Annotated in this window: 19 protein-coding genes and 1 pseudogene; 16 read left to right on the top strand and 4 right to left on the bottom strand. The window is 37.5% G+C overall.

What is annotated here, in order from left to right; genetic code table 11:
* The first annotated feature begins 20 nt into the window (after positions 1-20).
* The 16 genes and pseudogenes from tssB to G8E00_RS16020 all read left to right on the top strand — a co-directional run bounded on the left by tssB (position 21) and on the right by G8E00_RS16020 (position 16,771).
* The gene (gene tssB, locus G8E00_RS16100; protein WP_166012534.1) at positions 21-530 is read left to right on the top strand and encodes a type VI secretion system contractile sheath small subunit; all 510 of its coding nucleotides are present in this window, start codon (positions 21-23) and stop codon (positions 528-530) included.
* Positions 523-2,004 (top strand): type VI secretion system contractile sheath large subunit, encoded by a 1,482-nt coding sequence (gene tssC / locus G8E00_RS16095; protein WP_166012533.1) that lies wholly within the window; start codon positions 523-525, stop codon positions 2,002-2,004. Before tssB ends, tssC begins: the two co-directional genes overlap by 8 nt.
* Positions 2,005-2,055: 51 nt before the next feature.
* Positions 2,056-2,559, top strand: coding sequence for an Hcp family type VI secretion system effector (locus G8E00_RS16090; RefSeq protein ID WP_166012532.1), 504 nt, complete (start codon positions 2,056-2,058; stop codon positions 2,557-2,559).
* Between the two features lie 71 nt (positions 2,560-2,630).
* Complete coding sequence (gene tssE / locus G8E00_RS16085) at positions 2,631-3,104, top strand: type VI secretion system baseplate subunit TssE (protein WP_166012531.1); 474 nt, start codon at positions 2,631-2,633, stop codon at positions 3,102-3,104.
* 15 nt (positions 3,105-3,119) lie between these two features.
* Complete coding sequence (gene tssF / locus G8E00_RS16080) at positions 3,120-4,928, top strand: type VI secretion system baseplate subunit TssF (RefSeq protein ID WP_166012530.1); 1,809 nt, start codon at positions 3,120-3,122, stop codon at positions 4,926-4,928.
* A complete protein-coding gene (tssG, locus tag G8E00_RS16075) occupies positions 4,892-5,884 on the top strand; it encodes a type VI secretion system baseplate subunit TssG (protein ID WP_166012529.1) in 993 nt (330 codons plus the stop codon). Before tssF ends, tssG begins: the two co-directional genes overlap by 37 nt.
* 3 nt (positions 5,885-5,887) lie before the next feature.
* Positions 5,888-7,324 (top strand): hypothetical protein, encoded by a 1,437-nt coding sequence (locus G8E00_RS16070; RefSeq protein WP_166226289.1) that lies wholly within the window; start codon positions 5,888-5,890, stop codon positions 7,322-7,324.
* A gap of 62 nt (positions 7,325-7,386) precedes the next feature.
* Entirely contained in the window at positions 7,387-11,238 is a 3,852-nt protein-coding gene (gene tssM, locus G8E00_RS16065; RefSeq protein WP_166226286.1) for a type VI secretion system membrane subunit TssM, read from the top strand.
* Positions 11,239-11,284: 46 nt separating this feature from the next.
* The gene (gene tagF, locus G8E00_RS16060; RefSeq protein WP_166012526.1) at positions 11,285-12,244 is read left to right on the top strand and encodes a type VI secretion system-associated protein TagF; all 960 of its coding nucleotides are present in this window, start codon (positions 11,285-11,287) and stop codon (positions 12,242-12,244) included.
* Between the two features lie 2 nt (positions 12,245-12,246).
* Entirely contained in the window at positions 12,247-13,017 is a 771-nt protein-coding gene (locus G8E00_RS16055) for an OmpA family protein (RefSeq protein WP_166226282.1), read from the top strand.
* A gap of 54 nt (positions 13,018-13,071) precedes the next feature.
* Positions 13,072-13,608 (top strand): annotated as a pseudogene (locus tag G8E00_RS16555) (PAAR domain-containing protein).
* Positions 13,601-14,299, top strand: a complete 699-nt coding sequence (locus tag G8E00_RS16040; RefSeq protein ID WP_166226273.1) for a zinc protease — start codon at positions 13,601-13,603, stop codon at positions 14,297-14,299. The pseudogene G8E00_RS16555 and the gene G8E00_RS16040 overlap by 8 nt, the downstream one beginning before the upstream one ends.
* Positions 14,300-14,308: 9 nt before the next feature.
* On the top strand, positions 14,309-14,806 hold the full coding sequence (locus G8E00_RS16035; RefSeq protein WP_166226270.1) for an NF045616 family extracytoplasmic (lipo)protein: 498 nt from the start codon (positions 14,309-14,311) through the stop codon (positions 14,804-14,806).
* Positions 14,807-14,944: 138 nt separating this feature from the next.
* Positions 14,945-15,814 (top strand): IS982 family transposase, encoded by an 870-nt coding sequence (locus G8E00_RS16030; RefSeq protein ID WP_166221390.1) that lies wholly within the window; start codon positions 14,945-14,947, stop codon positions 15,812-15,814.
* A gap of 72 nt (positions 15,815-15,886) precedes the next feature.
* Positions 15,887-16,354 carry an NF045616 family extracytoplasmic (lipo)protein gene (locus G8E00_RS16025; protein WP_166226267.1) on the top strand — a complete coding sequence of 156 codons (468 nt, stop codon included), beginning with the start codon at positions 15,887-15,889 and terminating at the stop codon, positions 16,352-16,354.
* 24 nt (positions 16,355-16,378) lie between these two features.
* Positions 16,379-16,771, top strand: coding sequence for an NF045616 family extracytoplasmic (lipo)protein (locus G8E00_RS16020; RefSeq protein WP_406741444.1), 393 nt, complete (start codon positions 16,379-16,381; stop codon positions 16,769-16,771).
* Between the two features lie 221 nt (positions 16,772-16,992).
* Here the strand turns inward: G8E00_RS16020 and G8E00_RS16015 are convergent, their stop codons facing one another.
* From G8E00_RS16015 to ileS, 4 genes are all read right to left on the bottom strand, one after another.
* Positions 16,993-17,535 carry an NADPH-dependent FMN reductase gene (locus tag G8E00_RS16015; RefSeq protein WP_166226264.1) on the bottom strand — a complete coding sequence of 181 codons (543 nt, stop codon included), beginning with the start codon at positions 17,533-17,535 and terminating at the stop codon, positions 16,993-16,995.
* A 120-nt stretch (positions 17,536-17,655) separates the two neighbouring features.
* Positions 17,656-18,138, bottom strand: a complete 483-nt coding sequence (locus tag G8E00_RS16010; protein ID WP_166012519.1) for an FKBP-type peptidyl-prolyl cis-trans isomerase — start codon at positions 18,136-18,138, stop codon at positions 17,656-17,658.
* Positions 18,131-18,670 carry a signal peptidase II gene (gene lspA / locus G8E00_RS16005; RefSeq protein WP_166012518.1) on the bottom strand — a complete coding sequence of 180 codons (540 nt, stop codon included), beginning with the start codon at positions 18,668-18,670 and terminating at the stop codon, positions 18,131-18,133. The genes G8E00_RS16010 and lspA overlap by 8 nt, the downstream gene beginning before the upstream one ends.
* Positions 18,663-21,509: an isoleucine--tRNA ligase gene (gene ileS / locus G8E00_RS16000; RefSeq protein ID WP_166226261.1), complete on the bottom strand. Its 2,847-nt coding sequence runs from the start codon at positions 21,507-21,509 to the stop codon at positions 18,663-18,665. The genes lspA and ileS overlap by 8 nt, the downstream gene beginning before the upstream one ends.
* Between the last annotated feature and the right edge of the window lie 6 nt (positions 21,510-21,515).

Genomic DNA, 21,515 nt, shown 5'->3' with positions numbered 1-21,515 from the left:
TATAAGTTAGGATAAGAATTATGGCAAAGCGCGAAAGTGTACAAAAGAAATTGCAGCGAATTCGTCCTCCACGTGTTCAACTGACTTATGATGTTGAAGTGGGTGATGGTAAAGAAATTAAAGAATTACCTTTTGTTGTTGGGGTATTAGGTGACTTTTCTGCTGCTTCAGAATTAGAAAAAACAAAATTAAAAGATAAAAAATTCATCAATGTTGACTTAGAGAATATTGATGAAGTAATGGAGTCATTGGCTCCTCGTGCGGCTTTCCAAGTTGAAAATACTTTGACAGAAGAAGGCGGACGTATGGGGGTCGATTTAACATTTAATTCAATGGAAGATTTTCGACCTGAAAATGTAGTGAAGCAAGTTGATCCATTGCGCAAATTGGTTGAAGCACGTGAACGTTTGTCTGACTTAAGAAATAAGATTTCAAACAGCGAACGCTTAGAAGATTTATTGGATGATGTGCTTAAAAACACTGATCAGATTCGTAAATTGAGTGTCGAAGCTGGAGGTGAAAATGAGTAATTTACAAACTGCAGCAGCATCCAATACTTCGACTGAAGAAGTCAATTTATTAGATTCAATTGTTGAGCAAAGTCGTATTGCACGCAATGACGAAGAACATGTTCGTGCTAAAAGTTTGATTGGGGAGCTAGCAAAAGAAGTCATGGCAGGAACAATTACTGTTTCTGATAATATGACCGTATCTATCGATAAACGTATTGCTGAAATTGATGCGCTTATTTCTGCTCAACTCAGCAAAATTATGCACCATGAGCAATTCCAAAAAATTGAATCGACTTGGCGTGGTTTATATTATTTCTGTCAGGAAACCCCTTCGAATCCTCTGATCAAAATTCGTATGATGAATACGACCAAGAAAGAGTTGATTAAAGATTTCCAGGCTGCAACAGATTTCGATCAAAGTACCTTATTCAAAAAAATCTATGAAGAAGAATACGGCTCATTCGGTGGCGCACCATATGCGACATTAATTGGTGACTTTGAATTTGATCGTACGCCTTCAGATATGTATTTGCTTGAGCAGATTTCGCATGTCGCTGCTGCAGCACATGCGCCATTTATTTCTGCTGCAAGTCCATCAATGTTAGGTCTTGAAAGTTTTACTGAAATTGATCGACCTCGTGACGTTTCTAAAATCTTTGAAACAGCCGAATATGTTCAGTGGCGTTCATTCCGTGAAAGTGATGATTCTCGTTATGTGGCTTTAACCATGCCACGAGTGTTGGGTCGTCTGCCTTATGATCCTAAAGAAGGATGGGCAACAGAAGGCTTCAACTTTGTTGAAGAAGTGACTGGTGAAAATCATGACCAGTACTTGTGGATGAATGCGGCATATGGTTTTGGTACGCGTTTAACCAATGCATTTGATATGCATGGTTGGTGTGCTGCTATTCGTGGTGTTGAAGGTGGTGGTCTTGTAGAGGGTTTGCCAGTACATACCTTTAAAACCAATGATGGTGAAGTGGTCTTCAAATGTCCAACAGAAGTTGCAATCACTGACCGTCGCGAAAAAGAATTAAGTGATCTAGGGTTTATCCCATTAGTTCATTGTAAAAATACAGATTACGCAGCATTCTTTGGTGCGCAGTCTACTCAGAAACCGAAAAAGTACGACAGTGATACGGCCAATGCCAATTCAGCTTTGTCGAGTCAAATCCAATACATCATGGCAGTTTCTCGAATTGCTCATTATTTAAAAGCCATGATGCGCGATAAGGTAGGGAGCTTTGCTTCAGCTGGTAATGTTGAAACCTTCTTAAATGAATGGTTATCTCAATATGTATTATTAGATGATGGCGCTTCTCAAGAAGCAAAAGCGCAATATCCACTACGTGAAGCGTCGGTAAAAGTTGTGGAAGATCCGGCTCAACCAGGTCACTACAAATCGGTCGTTTTTTTAAGACCACATTTCCAGCTGGATGAGTTGTCGGTTTCTTTGCGACTTGTCACTGAGTTACCTCAGTCCTCTAATTAAGAGTGCGGCTAAATAATAAATAACGTTAAATAAAATAGGAAATCTTCAATAATGAAAGATATATACGTTCAATTTCGAGGAAAATACAAGGTTGATGGCGAATCACGTGACACTGAGCACAAAGATTGGCTAGAGGTGAACTCTTGGTCTCACAACATTCGCCAGCCTAAGTCTGCAACTTCTTCTAGCGTAGGTGGTCATACTGCGGAACGTGTTGAACATTCTGATATGCTTTTCATCAAAGATTTGGATGCAACAAGCCCTAAACTTTGGGAAGCATGTTCTGCTGGTTATACATTTGATGAAGTACAGATCGATTTTTACCGTGCAAATGGTGACAAACGTATCAAGTACTTACAAATCAAATTGAAACACGTTCTTGTATCTAGCGTAACACCAACTGTAAATGAAGAAGGTGTTCCTACAGAAGCGTTTGGTCTTAAATATGCTGCTGTAGAGTGGACATATAATCAACAAGATATTAACGGTACTCAGAAGGGTGCAGTTACTAAGAAATGGTCATTGTCTAATAACACAGCTTCTTACGCTGCGTAATATTAGATTGTGGTTCGGGGTAGAGGCCAATTTTATTGGCCTCTATTCTTCATGATGATTTTAAGAATTAGATGAATTTAGATCACTTATATCCATTTGGTTTCAGGTCAACTTTATTTGATCGGTTAATTCCAGAAAAAGAAGAACAACTCAAAGGTTTAACCATTCAAGAGTTGCGTGAATCTGTTGCTCAAGATTTAGAAGATTTACTGAATAGCCGAATGGCAAAATTAGAACAAATAGAAGATTTTCAACTGGTTAAAAAATCAATTTTACAATTTGGAATTATAGACTTTGTTGGCTTATCTACGGCAAATCCTGCAGATCGAGATAAAATTTGTCAATCGATTGAACAATCAATTGCAGCACATGAACCGAGATTGACTCAAATTAAAGTTGAGATGTTATTGGATGGACACAATATGGGGTCGCTTTGTCTCAGTATTCAAGCATATCTCAATATTCATCCACTGTATGAACCTGTTGTTTTTGATGCTTTTTTAAAACCGACAACACAACAATATGTCATTTCTGCAAGATCTTAAAAAATTGGGGCGATTGTGATAGAAGAACTCTTACCGTATTACGAGAAGCAGCTACAAGAATTTGGTCAACAATCACGAGAGTTTGCACAGAAATATCCCAAAATTGCGCAGAGACTTTCTTTAAATCAAGAACAGATTGATGACCCACATATCGAGCGATTGATTCAAGCCTTTTCGCTCATTGCTGCACGTGTCGATAAAAAATTAGCCGACAGTTATGACGTATTTACTCGAGCACTATTTGAAGTGATGTTTCCGCAGTATCTGCGTCATTTTCCTTCTGCGACGGTCGTGAGTTTCGAAGATATCAATAAGGTTAAGCAATTAACTGAAGCACATGTTATTCCAAAGCAAACCACCCTTAAATCACGTAGCTTTAAAGGTGTGCAGTGTGAGTTCAACACAACTCAAGAAGTGCGGTTGTTGCCTATAGCGCTTACGCATTTAAATTTTAAAACCAATCCAAGTGCGCACATGCATTTGAACCAAAATGCGACTTTAACTTTAGGATTTGAAGTTTTTAATCAGGCGCAGAATTGGTTAGTCAATGAAACATTACCGATTTATTTGGATGCAATTTCTAATTTTCCACTACAAGTCTTAGACAGCATATTTAAATCAAGTACAGGATTTTCCATAAAAGTAGGAAATTACACGGTACCTATTAATAATCCATTTGAGGTGATGGGCTTTGATGAAAATCAAAGTTTGTTGCCTATCGATCAGCATACTCATCATGCTTATCGTTTGCTTATGGAATATTTTTGTTTTCCTGACAAATATAGCTTTTTAAACTTGAATCTGAATGTTTTAAAAGGGGTGATTAAAGACAAACATCAATTTGAAATATTGATTCATTTTAAATTGAATTTGAATGATCAGGCCGTGATTCGGAATTATTCAGAACTGAATATTGCCAATTTTAAATTGTTCTCAACGCCTGCAGTGAATCTGTTCGAAAAAAGTGCAGAACCACAAAAGATTAATCATAAGCAATTGGAGTATCCACTGATTACGGATGCACATCATCCTGAGTTTTATCAGGTCTATTCAATTATTGATATGAATATGGTACGTGAAAAGAACAATACCGATCAGGTGTTTTTTCCTATTTTACCATTTTTTGCAATGAGTCATTATCATGACGAAGATGTGCAATTCTTTTATGCTTTAAATCCTGCTCAATTACATAATAAATTTGTTGAAACTGGCTACTCGATTATTTCAAAACATTTAAAGCCTTATGATACCAAGTCAGATTTTATTAGTACGCGACTTTTATGTTCAAATCGAAATCTACCCCATGAAGCGTTGAGCCAGTCCAACAATATATTAAATCTCAATGACAGTAGTTTGGCTAGACGTGCGCTGGTGCTTAAGCGTCCAAGCTTACCCTTCAAATTTGAACAGAATCAAAAAGAACAGTGGCGCATCATTTCACATCTTTCATTGAACACTTTAGCGCTGATGAAAGGCGATGCTGTGAGCCATGTCAAAGAGCTTTTGGAGCTCTATAACCTGCCAAAGACCAAAGAAAATCATTTAATTATCGATGCAATTAAAACAGTTGAATTTAGTTTGACGCATAAGTTGGTCGAGGCAAAACCATTTCCGATGTTCGTTCGTGGCGTGAAAGTGACTGTACATATCGATGAACAAGTGTTCCGTGGTCATAGTTTGTTTATTTTTAGTCAGCTTTTAAGTCATGTGTTTAATTTAAAAGTACAAATGAACAGTTTTGTAGATGTGGTGATTTTTGACTTTAATTCTCAACAGGAGTTATACCAATGCGTTCAGAACGTTGGTGGCAAGAAGCTTCTGTAATTGATGAGCTTTTTAAAGTCCCTACAGATTTTGATTTGGTGCAAACAACACGATTGCTCCGTCACACGCCGTATCAAAAAAATTTAAAATATTGGGCAGATGATTTTAGGTTTGAATCTTCTCTTGAGCTGAACTTTCCTAAAACTGAAGTTGAATCACTCGAAATTGAAGAAGATAAAGTCCATTTAACCAATTTGGTGGTAGGACTTACAGGCATGCAAGGGGCGCTGCCATATAGCTATACCAATAAGGTGAAACAAGCTCCTCGTCGTTTGCGTGCAGAAGTGGTTAAGTTTTTAGGATTGTTTAATCATAAATTGACTGCACAATATGTAGATTCATGTATTACTTATCATTTACCTATTCGTTATGAAGTTGAAAAAGAAAACGACTACCTCAAAATTTTGCATGCTTTAAATGGCTATGTGAGTGAACAACATCAGCAAAGAGAGTTGGATGATTATTTTGCTGAATTTGCCGGTTTAATGCAGGGACAAAACAATACAGCACACGCACTGAAAACGATGTTGAGCTGTGTATTTAAGCAAGATATAGCTGTTGAAGAATTTATTGAAGAAAAATTTAAACTTGGGGAAGATCAAAAAACCAAACTTGGCGGGAATCAACCCAGTTTACTAGGGATCAATACATTCTGTGGCGATACGATTAAACAAATTGATGGCAAAATTGAAATCCAAATAGGCCCTTTAAATCGTGAAACTTATTTACAATTTTTACCCAATCAACAACTGAGTATAAAGTTAAAAAACATTTTAAAAAGTTGGTGCAGTCCAACACTTTTAGTCGATTTGCGACTCATTTTAGATAAGCAAGAAGTGAAACCGATTTGTTTAACTTCGAAGCAGTCTATGGGACTCAGTCAGGGTGCTTTTCTGCAGCCAGATGCACCAGATCATAACCGCGAAACTCGCTATGCGTTAATAGGGGTGGCATAAATAATGATAAAAATTATATTGGGTGTATTCATTACAGTATTGGTCCTTGTCTCGACCATTGTTGTCTTATATTGGCGCGATATTAATTATGATCCTGATACACAGGACATGCTGATATTCTTTGGTTTAGTTCCCTTTGCAATTTCATTGTTGCTGTTAATGCCATTCTTTATTAAGCAGTGGTATCAAGAAAATAAAATTAAGAAACAAAAAGAACTTGAGCGTCAGAACAATCAGCAAGACGAACAGACCATCGAAGAAAAACCAGAAGAAATCAGATGGTTGAACCTCAATGTGTTTTCTGCACATAGCTATAGTGCTCTAGGTGAAGACCAAGCCATTTGGGAAGGGTTAAAAAACTTTCAGAGTCCAGAATTAGACCAAAAATTGCAAAATGGATATGGTTTACCAATCTTAAGTTATCGAATAGCAGATCTTGATGATTTGATTACAGATATTGATTCAGATGAATGGGATAATCAAAGTGGCTTAAGTCAGCGTCAGGCACGTATTTCAGCACTCATGAAATATCAGTTACAACAACATGCCGAAACACTTTGGATGATTTCACAACATCTTAAAAATTCTGCATTGTTTTATGACACACAACTTGCACATGAATATCGTATGCATCCAGCTTGGATCGATCCTAATGCTCAGGTAGATGATAGTTATGATCAACCAAGAACAGTTCATCAAGTCAGCAAGTTAAATCGTTTAAATGTGCATTTGATCTTGGCGGAAGATCAATTGCATACCAGTGATGAAAGCTTAGCCTTAGAAAAGCTCACTGAGTTTTTCAATGAAATCGGTATTTTACCGCAGATGTTCCACGTGGAGTTTCATTATTGGGGTAAAGAAACAGCTTATAAGAAATGGTTTGATTTACTTGAACACATTCAAAAAATGGATCATCAAATAAGTTTGGTCATTGCGGTTGATTCAGAAATAGATCAAGATACTGTAGATGAAAAGACGTGGATGTCAGATCAATATATTCCTGCTGAGTTTGTTGGTAGCTGTATTGTTGCCAATACAACCTTACAGGTTGATCAATTGTCACCACAAAAAACAATAAAAATTGCTTTGAATGATCATCAACTTTTCAATACCTTAGAGCAATTGAACAGCAAAGAATTACCGCAATATCAAAATGAGGACCCATTTGTGATCCAATTGGACGACCCTGCAGATATTAAGGTCATTAAGCGCTTAGAGAAAAATTTTGAACAAACCAATATTGAACAACACCATTATTTATTTATAAAACAGAGTGTTGGTCAAACTGAACATTTAGCGAAAATTTTTGGTTTTATGATCGCAATGCACGCGCCTGATGAGGTTTTATCCTTGGTTTATAGTTGTGATCAGCCTCGAACGCAATGCGTTATTCAACCATTTTCGGAACCAGAAACGGTGTTAGAACAAGCATCAGCATAATGTGAATAAGACGGTTTAAATCAAAAGCGTTTATAAAGTTTAATGAAAAAAATGAGAATACAATGTATACAATATTAGGCTACGTGTGGCAGTACGTTACCAACCCAAAAGCGATCATTGCCTTATCGCTTTTTGTCGCGTTGGTCTCTGCTTATAACACAATTCCAAGACAGTATTTCTGGCCTTTGGCAGCAGCATATGTGTTAGGTCTTATTGGCTATGGTATCTACTGGTTTATTCAACGCAAACGTCATGCTCAACAAGGGGAAGAGCTTGCTGAGGCGATTGGTAAAGATACTGAAGCAGAATACGGTAAACAAAAAGACAAAGAAGAACTTCAGCTTGTAAATCAGCAAATGAAAGAATCAATCCAATTGATTCGTAAGTCTAAGCTGGGCGATAAAAAAGGCAATGCCGCATTGTATGAGTTGCCATGGTATATGGTGATTGGTAACCCAGCCGCAGGTAAAAGTTCAGCGATTTATAATTCAGGTCTAAAATTTCCATTTGAAGAAAAGCACCAAAAAGTGGTGTCTTCAGGTTTAAGTGGTACACGAAACTGTGATTGGTTTTTTTCAACAGAAGGGGTGTTGTTAGATACTGCAGGTCGTTATTCCGTTTATTCAGAGGATCACTCAGAGTGGATTGGTTTCTTAAATTTACTCAAGAAAAACCGTTCAAAAGCACCGATTAATGGTTTGATCGTGACGGTCAGTATTGCTGAACTGGTCAGCCAAAGTCCTGAGCGTTCATTAAAGTTAGCCAAAAATTTACGTGCACGTATTCAGGACTTAACTGAACGTTTAGAAATCTTTGCACCTGTGTATTTGGTCTTTTCAAAAATGGATTTGATCGCAGGCTTTACAGAATTCTTTGATTGTTATGAACAAGAAGAATTCGACCAAGTTTGGGGGGCAACACTGCCTTATAAACCTGATTCTTCTGAAAATGCAGCTGATCTTTTCGAGCAGCATTACAATATTTTATACGACGGTTTAAAAAGCGTCAGTACTACGCACTTAAGTCGCCGACATGCGCAAAATATTTCGCCTAGTGTGATGACCTTTCCGCTGGAATTTAAAAGTTTAAAACCAGCATTAAAGACATTTATTGGTACTTTATTTGAAGAGAATCCGTTCCAGTTTAAACCGGTGTTCCGTGGTTTTTATTTTACCAGTGCGCTACAGGAAGGAACGATTGAAAGTCCGATGACTGAGCAGATTGCACAGGAATTCCGACTGAATAAGATTCCAAATAGTGAACATGGTATTCCTAAAAATTCAGTCTCACAAAACCATGGTTACTTCCTCAAAGGTCTATTTTCAAATGTCATTTTGAAAGATAAGAACCTGGTTAAACAACATATTAATACCTCGAAAAAGCGTCAGCGATATTTGAGTTTTATTGCAGCACTTTTAGGGGTATCTGTGATTTTAGGACTATGGGTTTGGTCATATCGTAATAACCAACAACTTATTGCCGATGTTCAAGCAGATTTAAATAAAGTTGTGCAAATGGAGCAAACTTCAGGTCAAGAGTTGTCAACTCAGTTGGATGCCTTATTGGTTTTACAACAGCGCTTACAACAGCTCGATAGCTTTGAAGAAAAGCGTCCTATGAAATTTGGCTTTGGCTTATATCAAGGTGATGTATTACGCGATAAGCTCAAAACTGAATATTTAAAAGGTGTTGAGCAAATTGTATTGGAACCAACACAGCAAAACATTGCACAGTTCTTACAGCGTGTGAAAGCCAATGAAGCCACTTTAAAAGCCAATCATGTCAATGTTCAAATTCAGCAAGTTGCAGCACCAAAAACACAAGAATATCTTGAACCTTCAGATACCAATCCGCAAGATGCTTACAATGCTTTAAAAGCTTACTTGATGATGAGCAATCCAAAGCAATATATGGAAGCTGGACATTTAAGTGATCAGGTCACTCGTTTCTGGCGCTCATGGTTAGAGTCGAATCGTGGTCAAATGCCACGTGGTGAAATGATCCAAAAAGCAGAACAAGTTTTGTCTTATGCCATGACATTGGCTAATGATGAAAAGTTCCCTGCAGTTTCTGCAGATACGCAGTTGGTCGATCAAAGCCGTCAAGTATTATTGGCTGTTATGAAAGGTATGCCTGCGCGTGATCGTGTGTATAACGAAATTAAAATGCGGGCAGCAGTACGTTTCCCAGCTGTCACCACTGCGCAAATTGTGGGTGAAGCGAATCGTTCAATTGTACTTGGATCCTATGCACTGCCAGGCGTGTTTACTGAAAAAGCTTGGAAAGACTATGTTGAAAAAGCGATTGATGAGGCGGCAAATAGCCCAACAGATTCTCGCGACTGGGTACTCAACAGTAACCAGTCAGATGACTTAACTTTTAGTGGTAGTCCTGATCAAATTCGTAAACAATTAACTGATCTGTATAAGAAAGAATATATTGCAGAATGGAAGAAATTCCTGAACGGCATTTACTATGCAAAACAACCTGATTTTGCTCAGCAAATGAAATCAATTGATGTGCTAGGGGAACCGCAAAATTCACCAATTCGCACGCTTATGGAACGCACTGCCAAAGAAACCAGCTGGGATAACCCAGTGGTTCAGGCTGAATTGGCTGCACCTAAAACTGGTTTTATTGCATGGTTTAAACGCAAAGTATTAAGACAAGACAATGCCAGTGAAATTCAGCGTGCTGCAACGCAGGCACAAGGTCCAATTTCGCAAGAGTTCAAAGTGTTCTATCAATTTGTACGTAAACGTGATGATCAGCAAAACAAATCATTGCTTGATGAGTACTTAGAGAGTATGTCTCAAGTCCGCAGTAAGTATAGTGATTTACGTAATGCGGGTGATATTGGTCCAAGTGCAATGGCTTTGGTTAAGCAAACGATTAGTGATCAAAACTCTGTATTTAATACCACACAAAAGTTGGTGGATGAAAAATTGTCTGTAGGGCTGAATGATATGGACAATAAATTGATTCAACGCTTACTTGTGAGTCCATTGACGCAAGCGTTTGAAAGTTTAATTCCGCCAGCACAAGATGAAATTAACAAACTTTGGGTGATGCAGGCGTATCAACCGTTTACTCAAAATTTAAGTCAGAAAGTACCGTTTAATAGTTCGGCAACCATTCAGGCTACTGGCAGTGAAATTGCGCAGATCTTTGGTGAAACAGGCAGTATTGCTAACTTTGTGAAAGAGACCTTAGACCCACTTGTGATTCGTCGTGGTTATACTTTGACGTCTAAGACTTGGAAGGATCAAGGAATTAGTTTAAATCCGCAATTCGTTAGCAATTTCCAACGTTATGTTGCGCCTGCCAATGGGGTTGCAACGGGTGGCTTATCTTCAGGTACACCAGCACCAGCAGCTGCTAATCAATCTAACTTCCAGTTCTATCCATTGCAGAATCCACAATTGTTGTCATATACCATCGATATCGATGGGCAGCGTATGACCTATGAAAATGGCATTCAACAATGGGTGAATTTCGTTTGGCCGAATGCAGGGGCGGTACCAGGTGCACGTATTACTGCTGTCGACTTGGAAGGAAAAACCCATACCATCTTTGAAGCACCAGGTGAGTATGGAATTAACCGACTTATTGATAATTCACAGCGCCGTGAAACCAATGGTGTGGTTGAAATGACATGGGCAAGTAGTCAGCAACCGTCATTAGCCGTAAAAGTCAATTTCCGTTTAATCAGTGGTAATTCGAATTCGGCAGGTGGGGCAAATGTGGGTTCAGGTCGTGGATATGAAGGTCTACAGTTAGTCGATAAGGTCACAACCAATAAACCGACTGTACGTGTCGTTTCAGCTCAACAAGCGCCTGCTTCTGCAGCGCCAGCGACCAATACAACGGCTCAAGGTGCATTACAGCAAGCGACAGGAGGAACTACACCATGATCTGTCGCAGTCTTAACTTATTTACGTATGTGCAGGGAGTGCAACGATGCAAGTTTTAAAAACAACACCGTTATACTATGGGAAAAGCCCTGCCCGTGGCGACTTTTTGAAAACCAAAGGTCAAAATTCATTGATTCAACTGTTGGATCAATGGATTACTGAAGCTTTAGAGCATGCTATGAATGATCCTGATTTTGATCAGACTTATCATTCATTGGCTTCACTCGATTTCTTCATTGCCAATCCAAAAGAAAACATGTTCCTCGCTGCGAATTTAATTACCAGTGAAGACAGTTCAGGTCGCCAATTTCCAATGGTGCTCAGTCATTTGATTGAAGTTGAACAGCCATTTCAAAATTTATTGCATGCACCTTATACGTATAAACCGGTATTAATTGATTTATTTCAGAAAAATCGTGTCATTCGAAGTATTACAGACCCAGATCTTTTGTTGGATAAACTGTCTAAGCTAAGTGGTGAAATTCAAATTTTAGATGCTTTAGAGACACGGGATTTCTTTGAAAACCATACTATGCATACTTTTGCACAACTGATGAAAATGAGTGTGTATGAACTTGCGCAAAGTATGATAGGTCTTGGTTTATTGCTACAACCTGTACTTAAACATGGCACATCAAAACTCAATAAAATTTTGATACTTCCCATCAATAACCCAAGCTATTGTTATGAAATCGCAGGTTTTTGGGTGAGTTTAATTGCCCGTTTCTTGTCGAAGCACAATACAGAACTTTTAATTGGTATTTTGCATGCAGAAAACCCTGTGGTTTTATTTGGGTTTCAAGGTGCAGACATTGAAGCATTGAGTAATATTTTCACACAAACCATGACGACTGATCATTGGGTGTCTTTGGTTCAAGCACAATGGATTGATCCATATCTTGAGCAAAATGCAGGTTTAGCAGCGCTTGAACAAGGCTTATGTGAACGCCAACTCAGTCTAAATCAGGGTATGAAACTGTTTAGACAAACGTTTATAGAAGAATAATGATGAATAGAAAAAATAAACTTTTACAATGGATCAAAATATCGAGCTTTGTTTTAGGCTTAGGTCTTTCTGTATCAAGCTTTGCTGAGCCTGTTATTGTAGATGGTGCTGTTCCGAATGAGATGACCAAACAAGCCATTTTAGCCAAAATGCGTTCGGTTTACGGAGATGATCAAGTCATTGATAAAATTCAAGTCAGACCAGTTTCTGCACCGAATGGTTGGAGTGACTCAGTCACCAAACTGATTACCCCTGATTTGAAAAAAGTACGACAAGGTCAGTTGAAGGTTCGTGGAACTCAAGTCGATTTAACTGGTAAAGTTTTAACCCAAGAAGATATTCAGCCGACATCTAATTTGTTCCAAGCGTTGGTTCAACAGCCTTATCGTTTTGCCTCACAACTTTCTATAAATCATGCAGAGCAAGCGATTATTGATAATGCACTTCGAAACCGAATTATTGAATTTGAATCAGGTAGTGCTGTGTTATTGCCTGCAGGTATTCAAATTCTAGATGAAATGGTCATTGCGCTGAATAAAGTCCAAGGCAAAAATGTCAAGATTATTGGACATACGGACAGTCAGGGTAACCCTGATAAAAACAAAACATTAAGTCAGCAACGTGCTGATGCGGTGAAACAATATTTGATTGCGAAAAATATTGCAGCAACGCGTTTAAGCACAGAAGGCTTTGGTGCAGATAAACCTGTTGCAGACAATGCAACGCCAGAAGGGCGTAAGAAAAACCGTCGTATTGAATTTGAAGTGCAATAACTTCAAATTCAATTCATATTAAAAATGAATTAAAACAATAAGAAGGATAAAGCTATGGCAATTCCATATATTACAATTGGTTGCCCCACAATAGGTGGAGGTAATGTTATTACAGGTAATAGTAGCTTTTTAATTGAAGGTATAGCTGTAGCATGTATTGGTGATAAAGCAACCTGTCCAAAACATCAAACTACAGCGACAATTGTCTCTGGTGATCCATATATGCAAGTTATGGGGAAATCTGTTGCAAGAGTGAATGATTCTTTATCTTGTGGTTGTAAATTGTTGCCTAAACAAAGTTTAGTTGTGGGAGCTACTGGACCCAGTAATGGCGGAGTAAAAAACACAAATCAGAATGTATAAAACAATAATTTTGTAAATGAACTTAACAACGAACAATATGGTCATAGGTTTTTGTTAAAAGATGAATTAACAAATGAACCGCTTTCAAATATTTGCTATGAGATTACGAAAAATGGTGAAATCATGCATGGCACTACGGATAAAAATGGATTTACTGAACTTATAATTGATGATTCAGCATTTGATATTAAGATTAATATTACATGTGAGGAACATAGACATGGATAATAATAATACAAAGGCAGCTGCTAAAATTATTTTAGCTAATGCTGAAGCCAAACTTGGTAAAATTAAAAATACGAAGATACCTCCAACTACAGAGCTTAAAATTCAGACAAGAAGAAATTTAACGGCAGGTGAGATTCAAATGTGCCAACAAATTTTTAAAGATTCGATAGATTATTCTAAAGTATTACTACACAGAGGAATCTTGGGTTTTGAATCGGAATTTGCAATTACCCCTAATGGGGAAATATTTTTTCCAGTAAGTGAATATGATAATGTCCAAGACTTTAGTAAATCTAAAGTATCGGGAGAATCAAAATGTTTTTTTATACATGAGATGACACATGTCTGGCAGTATCAGCAAGGCTTAGCAAACTGGCTGCATGGCATTAAACATGGTTGTAAACTTGATTATTCTTCAGAAGCTTATTCTAATGATTTAAAAACTAATAAGTTAAAGGGGTATGTAACTGATATTTTGGGAAAAGATAAAGAAAAAAAATTTAATGAATTTAATATGGAACAACAAGCTGAATTAATAGAAATGTGGTTTGATGCTGGATGGCTACAAAATGTTAATCCTAAAAGAAATCACCATATTCAAAGTGTAAGATTATCTGGGTATGTAGAGAGAATTTTAAGAGATTTTTTACATAATCCATATGATAAGTCCTTATTACCAATAAATCCATGAAGACTAAACATGAAGAAGCAATATTTTATTTTAATTGTTTTATTAATTTTTTCTAATCATATTAAGGCAAATTCTCCAGGTACTAAACCTTTGTTTGCTCATATGAAAAATGGAAATTTGTGTGTTTTTACTCAAGATGATAAAGCAATTTTAGGCTATGAGAATAGAGCGTATGTCTATACAACAAATCTAGATGAAACTACATCTCGTACAGATGATTATGAAAAAATATATTACAATATTAAGGTACCCAAAGATTTAGATAATTGTATTTCTATTCCTATAGAAAAAATAGAAAAAAATAAGCCACATGATATTTTTATCGAATTAGATAAAACTTATTCATTACGAATCTGTATAAGTGAAACGAAAAAAATTTATAGTGTAGATCAGTTTCAAAAATGTTCAAATGAATTATATAAGGTGGAAAGTAAGAGTGGTAATTCAATTTTTGATACAATAATGAATTATTTTAAAAAAATGATCAGCTATATTTTTGATAAATAATTTTTCTATATCGAAAATATAAAAATTATAATTATTTGATATATATAACCCGAATCGCGGATAAGAAATTGACTTGAAAAATAGAAGGACTAGAGCCATCAGTTGAGTTACCACACCAAACTCACAACCCTAGTCCTAATGTTCAATAGTACCGAATTATTCTGCTTAATTGATGACTTTTTTCTACAATTTGAAGCAACTTATTGGAAATTTCTCAAGCAAGATGGCAAACTTTCAAGAATCCGAGTTGCTCAACTCAGTCTTTCAGAAATTATCTTTATTGCTATTTGGTATAAATCCTCTCATTTCACTAATTTCAAAGCCTTTTTCACTTGGTTAAAAGAAGATAAAAGCTATTTATTTAAATACTTGCCTTGCTATCAAAGGATGATTCATCTGATCAATATGCACCAATTGGCTCTACACGCTTTGCATGTGGCGCTGATGAAAGGTCAAGAAACACAATATTTATGGATTGATTCAACAACTCTGCCAGTTTGTAAAAATCAACGTATTCAACGCCATAAATCATTAGTCCAAATTGCATCACGCGGTAGAAGCTCAATGGGTTGGTTCTATGGCTGTAAATTACATATTGCGATGAATCAATTTGGTGAAATTACCTGTTCTGCTTTATCGAATGGACATGTTGCTGACATAAAAATGGTTGAGCAATTAGTTGATGGCCTAAAAGGAAAAATTTACGGGGATCGAGGCTACATCAGCCAAGAATTAAAGCGCAGGCTGCAAGTTCAAGGTATTGATTTAATTACTTATCATCGGAGGAACATGGAATCTGTTCAACTCAGTGCATCAGATGAATATCACCTAAGGCAACGCAATAAGATAGAAACATTATTCAGCTTATTGAAAGGGCAATATCATTTAGTGACGAGTAAAGCACGTAGTACTTATGGATTTCTCAGCGGAATTTATGCTTCGTTATGTGCATATCAATTAACCCATCGAAATAAGCCAACGATTCAAATTATGGAGTCATCGGCTTAAGCAGGATTCGGGTATATATAGAAAAGTATAATTTAAAAAATATTATAATATTCATATCTGTAAAGGATAATAATGAAAATATTACTTTTATTGTTACTTATGATTTTTAGTACATTTGCAATCGCTTCGGGTGATTCAAAATTATATATAAAAATAAAAAATGATGATATTTGTATCTACACAAATGATCCTAACTCTGATTATTACGATGGAAGAATCTACTTGTATATGGGTGAGGTAAATACTGAATTAGCCTATCAATCTTCATATAGTGCTACATATCATCATATTAATATACCAAAATCTTTTGCAGATTGTATTGCTATCAAAAATTCGAATTTTAAGCACAATATCCCATATGATATTAATCTAGATATGAATAAAGCATATTCTCAAAGAATTTGTGTTTCTAAGCCGAATGGTAAAATCCAATTGATGAAAGTCGTTGATGGTTATACCTGTGGAAGAGAAAAACATGACTATTCTGGAAAGAATCTTTTTGAAAAATTTATCACTTGGATTAAAAGTTTATTGATTTAGATTTATAGGTCTAGGTTCTCATTCTTGCAAAATTTTTATTTAAAATTATTGATGACCGTAGGCTGCGCAGAACCTATGTCTAAGAAATTACATCTTAATTTTCATAATAACGTACTCTGTATATATAAGGACAGTGAGAATACTTATTTAAGCTTGGATAAATCATTTATTGTTTTTATTGGTGAAATTCAAAAAAGTGAGCCATTCAAAGTTATCTATTCAAAAGATTATATAAATACTCCATTCCCTATAAATTTGAATCAATGCTTAAAGATTGAAACAAATCATCTAAAATTGAATAAAATTTATGAAGTGAATTTAGAATCAAATAAAAATTTCTCTCAACGCTTCTGTTTGATTGGGAAAAAGAAAGAAATTCAAGTATTTCAAATTAATGATAGTTGCGAAGAGTGTTAAGTATAATAATAAGAATTTAAAAAGCCCCGACATCCTGTCGGGGCTTTTTAAATTCTTTCGAAGGCTAAACATCCTGTTTGACCTATATAGCATCCTGCTATTTTCTATTTATTTTATGAGACTTCCTATCTCTTTATGGTTCTAGTATAGAAAGTAATACATCATCAAAATAGACGTGATTATTTACGTGACTTGTACGCCAAAACGTACAAAGATGATAATTAAGCACTCACATATTTTACTAATTTATCAAAAATCGTTTTTAAATTTTGGCTGTCGAATTCATTCGGCTCAAATTTTTCTGTCTTATTTCGTGTAAAGATATCTCGAATTTCTAAAGTAGAATTTGAATCAATCAATCCCATTTGCGTACCGACTTGACGAATTTGATCAATTGAACGTGAACCGTTGGTTGCACCATAACCTACATAAGCCGCAGGTTTACCATTCCATTCTTTACCTAGGTAATCAATCGCATTTTTAAGTGCAGCACTATAGCCATGGTTGTACTCTGGGCTAATGAAAATATAGGCATCACCCTGAGCAATTTTATCTGCCCAATCTTGTTGTTTTGGTTGATCATAAATACCTGTCAAGGGTGGATTCGCACCAGCGAAAATAGGCAGGTCCCATTCTTTTAAATCCACAATTTCTGATTCGACGGTACTGTAGTCATAACTTTTTAGCGCGTCATCAATCCATTTTGCGACTTTAATGGCAGTACGTCCTTCACGAACACTACCAACAATAATTTGAATTTTCATTTTATCTTCCAAGGTTTATTTATTGTTTAAATTAATCTGTTTAATGCAGAATGCATATCGTTGAATTGTATCAGTAATAAAAAAGCTCCCGAAGGAGCTTCTTTTTATTCTCATGTAAATCTACATGATTTTAACGCCTTGCTGACCTGCTGGGGTCACCTTAAAGATTTCAACTTCAAAAGTGATATCTTTACCAGCAAGCGGATGATTGAAATCAACTTCTGTGATGTCATCACCGACAGTTTTCACGACGCCGTAAAGACTTTGTTTAGCTTTGTCTTCAAACTCAATCATATGACCTTCAACTGGACGCTGTTCAAACTTTACAGTGTCAAATTTTTGAACATTTTCTGGGTTCCAAGGACCAAAAGCTTCTTCTGGTGGAAGGCTAACAGTACGGCGGTCGCCTGCGCGTAAACCAAACAAGGCCTTCTCAAAACCAGGCAATAAGCTACCATCACCCATCACTAGGCTAACAGGCTCTTCACGGCTACGAGTGTTATCAATTTCCACGCCATTTTCAATTGCGACAGAAAAGTGAAGATCTACTTTTGAGCCAGCTTCAATGCGAGTATCTTCGTTGGGATTAATAAAATCAGTCATTTTGCGCTTCCGCACGTTGAATACGATGCTTTTCTAAGAAAAAGGTATCGATAAGTAGCAAAATCGTGCCAAGGGTAATGGCACTATCTGCAATATTAAAGGCAGGAAAATGACTGTTATTGTAATAAACATGAATAAAATCGACGACATATCCCAGAGATACACGGTCAATTAAATTCCCCACAGCGCCACCTAAAATGAGTGCAATGGCGAGGGGTAAAACGATCATGTTTTTTGGCATACGCATGAGCCAAAATACAAAAATTACAGACACTAAACCTGCCAATGAAGTAAAGAAATAACGTTGCCATCCACCGGCATCGGACAAGAAACTAAAGGCTGCGCCGTAGTTGTGTAACAATGTCCAATTTAAAAAGGGCAATACAGGGACTGGATCTGCATAATTCAGATGTGTCGATGCAATCCATTTGGTCCATTGATCGATAATAATCGCGACAATGGATAAACCCACCCACACTAAATTGTGTGGGTAGAATTGGAATAAGCCCTTTTTATTGTGTGGATTAGGCATATTTTCTCTCTTCGCCTTGACCTGTAGGAAGGTTAATAATACAACGAGAACAAAGACCTGGGTGTTCTTTATGTGTATTTACATCTGGAAGAACATGCCAGCAACGTGCACATTTTTCACCAGCTGCGGCTGATACTTTGACACGTAAGCTTTCAAGGTCAGAGGCATTGCCTTGTGCAGCATCAAATGTATTAACAACCACTTGCGACGTAATTAAGACAAAACGCAGCTCGTCGCCTAAACGGTCAAGTACTGCTTTTAATGACTCATCTGCCCAAAGTTCAACTTTAGCAGACAGGTTTGAGCCCACAATTTTCTCATTACGTGCAGCTTCAATGTGCTTGTTCACTGCTGATTTTACGCTAATCAATGTCTGCCAATCTGCTTCTGAAAGCAAGTTTGCAGATGTCGCAGTAGGAAGATCATACCACTCAGCAGTGAAAACGTATTTCTCAGTTTGACCTGGAATTAGAGGCCAAGCTTCTTGCGCTGTAAACGTTAAGATAGGCGCCATCCAGCGGACAAATGCTTGTACCAAATGATACAACGCAGTTTGTGCAGAGCGACGAGCTTGTGAGTCAGCTTTGGTCGTGTACTGACGATCTTTGATGATGTCTAAGTAGAAACCACCCAAGTCATTAATACAGAAATTCGTTAAAGCATTGGTCACGATATGGAAATTCATATCTTCATAAGCTTGTTGAATGGTCTTCTGAACGTCAGCAGCACGTTGCAAGATGTATTGATCTAGTGCAATCAAATCATCAATCGCTAAGCAATCCGTTTCAGGGTTGAAACCATTGAGGTTCGCAAGTAAGAAACGAAGCGTGTTACGAATACGACGGTAACCGTCTGACGCACGGCTAAAGATTTCTTTACCTGCCGTCATTTCATAACGATAGTCAGCAGATGCAATCCAGAAACGTAAACCGTCTGCACCCATATCTTTAATGATGTCTTGCGGTGTGATCACGTTACCGATCGATTTTGACATCTTACGGCCTTTTTCATCGACCACGAAACCGTGAGTCAACAAGCCTTTGTAAGGCGCGCGTTCATTAATCGCAATTGAGGTTAACAATGACGATTGGAACCAACCACGGTGTTGATCTGAACCTTCAAGGTACAAGTCAGCAGGATCGGTCAATTCTTCACGTTCACGAAGCACAGCGTAGTGTGTTGTACCCGAATCAAACCATACGTCTAATGTATCGCGTACAGCGTTGTATTGCTCTGCATCTGCACCAATGAACTCAGCAGCATCACGGTTGTACCAACCGTCAATGCCTTCTTTCTCGATCAGTTTTGCAACTTCTTCGATCAGTTCAGGCGTACGTGGATGCAATTCGTTGGTATCTTTATGCACGAAGAATGGGATTGGCACACCCCAAGTACGTTGACGTGAGATACACCAGTCCGGACGACCTTCAATCATTGACTCAATACGGTTCTTACCCCAATCAGGGACAAAGCTGATGTCATTTTCAATTGCATTCAAAGCTTTTTGACGTAAGCCTTTGGCATCCATGCTGATAAACCATTGTGGTGTCGCACGGAAGATAATAGGTGTTTTATGACGCCAGCAATGTGGATAGCTATGCTTGATCACCACATGTGCCCAAAGTTTGCCACATTCTTTTAGCGCATCGATAATTTTCGGATTGGCTTTGTAGATATGCTCGCCTGGGAAAATTGGTGATGTCGGTAAATAAACACCATTTCCGCCAACAGGATTCTCGACTTTTAAGTTATACAGCAAGCCAACTTTGTAATCGTCTACACCATGACCAGGCGCCGTATGTACTGCACCTGTACCACTGGTTGCAATCACGTGCTCACCTAAAATCACTGGCACTTGGCGTTCAGTAATTAATGGATGTTGCAGTTGCAGTAATTCAAGTTTTGCACCCTTAAAGTCAGCAATCACTTCAAAGCTTTCAAAGCCATAACGTTCAGTTGCAGATTCAACCAAATCTTTTGCCAAAATCAGGTTTTGCGCAACTTTGTTTTCACCAACAGCTTTGACTAACTGATAGTCAATATCTGCATGCAGTGAAACCGCTTGGTTGGCAGGCATGGTCCATGGTGTAGTCGTCCAGATCACGATATCCGTTGAATCTGTAACGGTGACACCTAAACGTGCAGATAAATCTGCTAAATCAACAACGGTAAAACCGACATCAATCGCATCTGATTTTTTATCTTCATATTCAACTTCAGCTTCAGCCAATGCAGAACCACAGTCTAGACACCAGTTCACTGGTTTTAGACCCGGTTCAATATGACCCGCTTTGGCAATCGCCCCTAAAGCGCGAACAATATCTGCTTCTTGTTTGAAGTTCATTGTTAAATATGGATTGTCCCAATCACCGAACACACCCATACGCACGAAGTCTTTCTTTTGTAATTCGACTTGTGTGTATGCGTATTCACGGCACGCTTTACGGAAAGTAGACGCATCGACTTTGACACCTACTTTACCGACTTTTTCTTCGACTTTCAGTTCAATTGGTAGACCGTGACAGTCCCAACCTGGAACATAAGGCGCGTCAAAGCCATCCATCACACGACTTTTGATGATGATGTCTTTTAAGACTTTATTGACCGCGTGACCTAAGTGAATTTGACCATTGGCATAAGGAGGGCCGTCATGAAGCACATATTTTTTCTTGCCAATACGCGATGCACGAATCTGCTGATAAATGTTGTCGGCATACCACTCTTCTAACCATTTCGCTTCACGTACTGCCAAATTTGCTTTCATTGCAAATTCAGTACCTGGGAGGTTTAGCGTGGCTTTGTAATCCACTGCATTTTCAGGAGTTTGCTTATCGCTCATGCAAGT

The sequence above is a fragment of the Acinetobacter shaoyimingii genome (assembly GCF_011578045.1).
Taxonomy (GTDB): domain Bacteria; phylum Pseudomonadota; class Gammaproteobacteria; order Pseudomonadales; family Moraxellaceae; genus Acinetobacter; species Acinetobacter shaoyimingii.
This window is presented reverse-complemented; position numbering and strand designations above follow the sequence as displayed.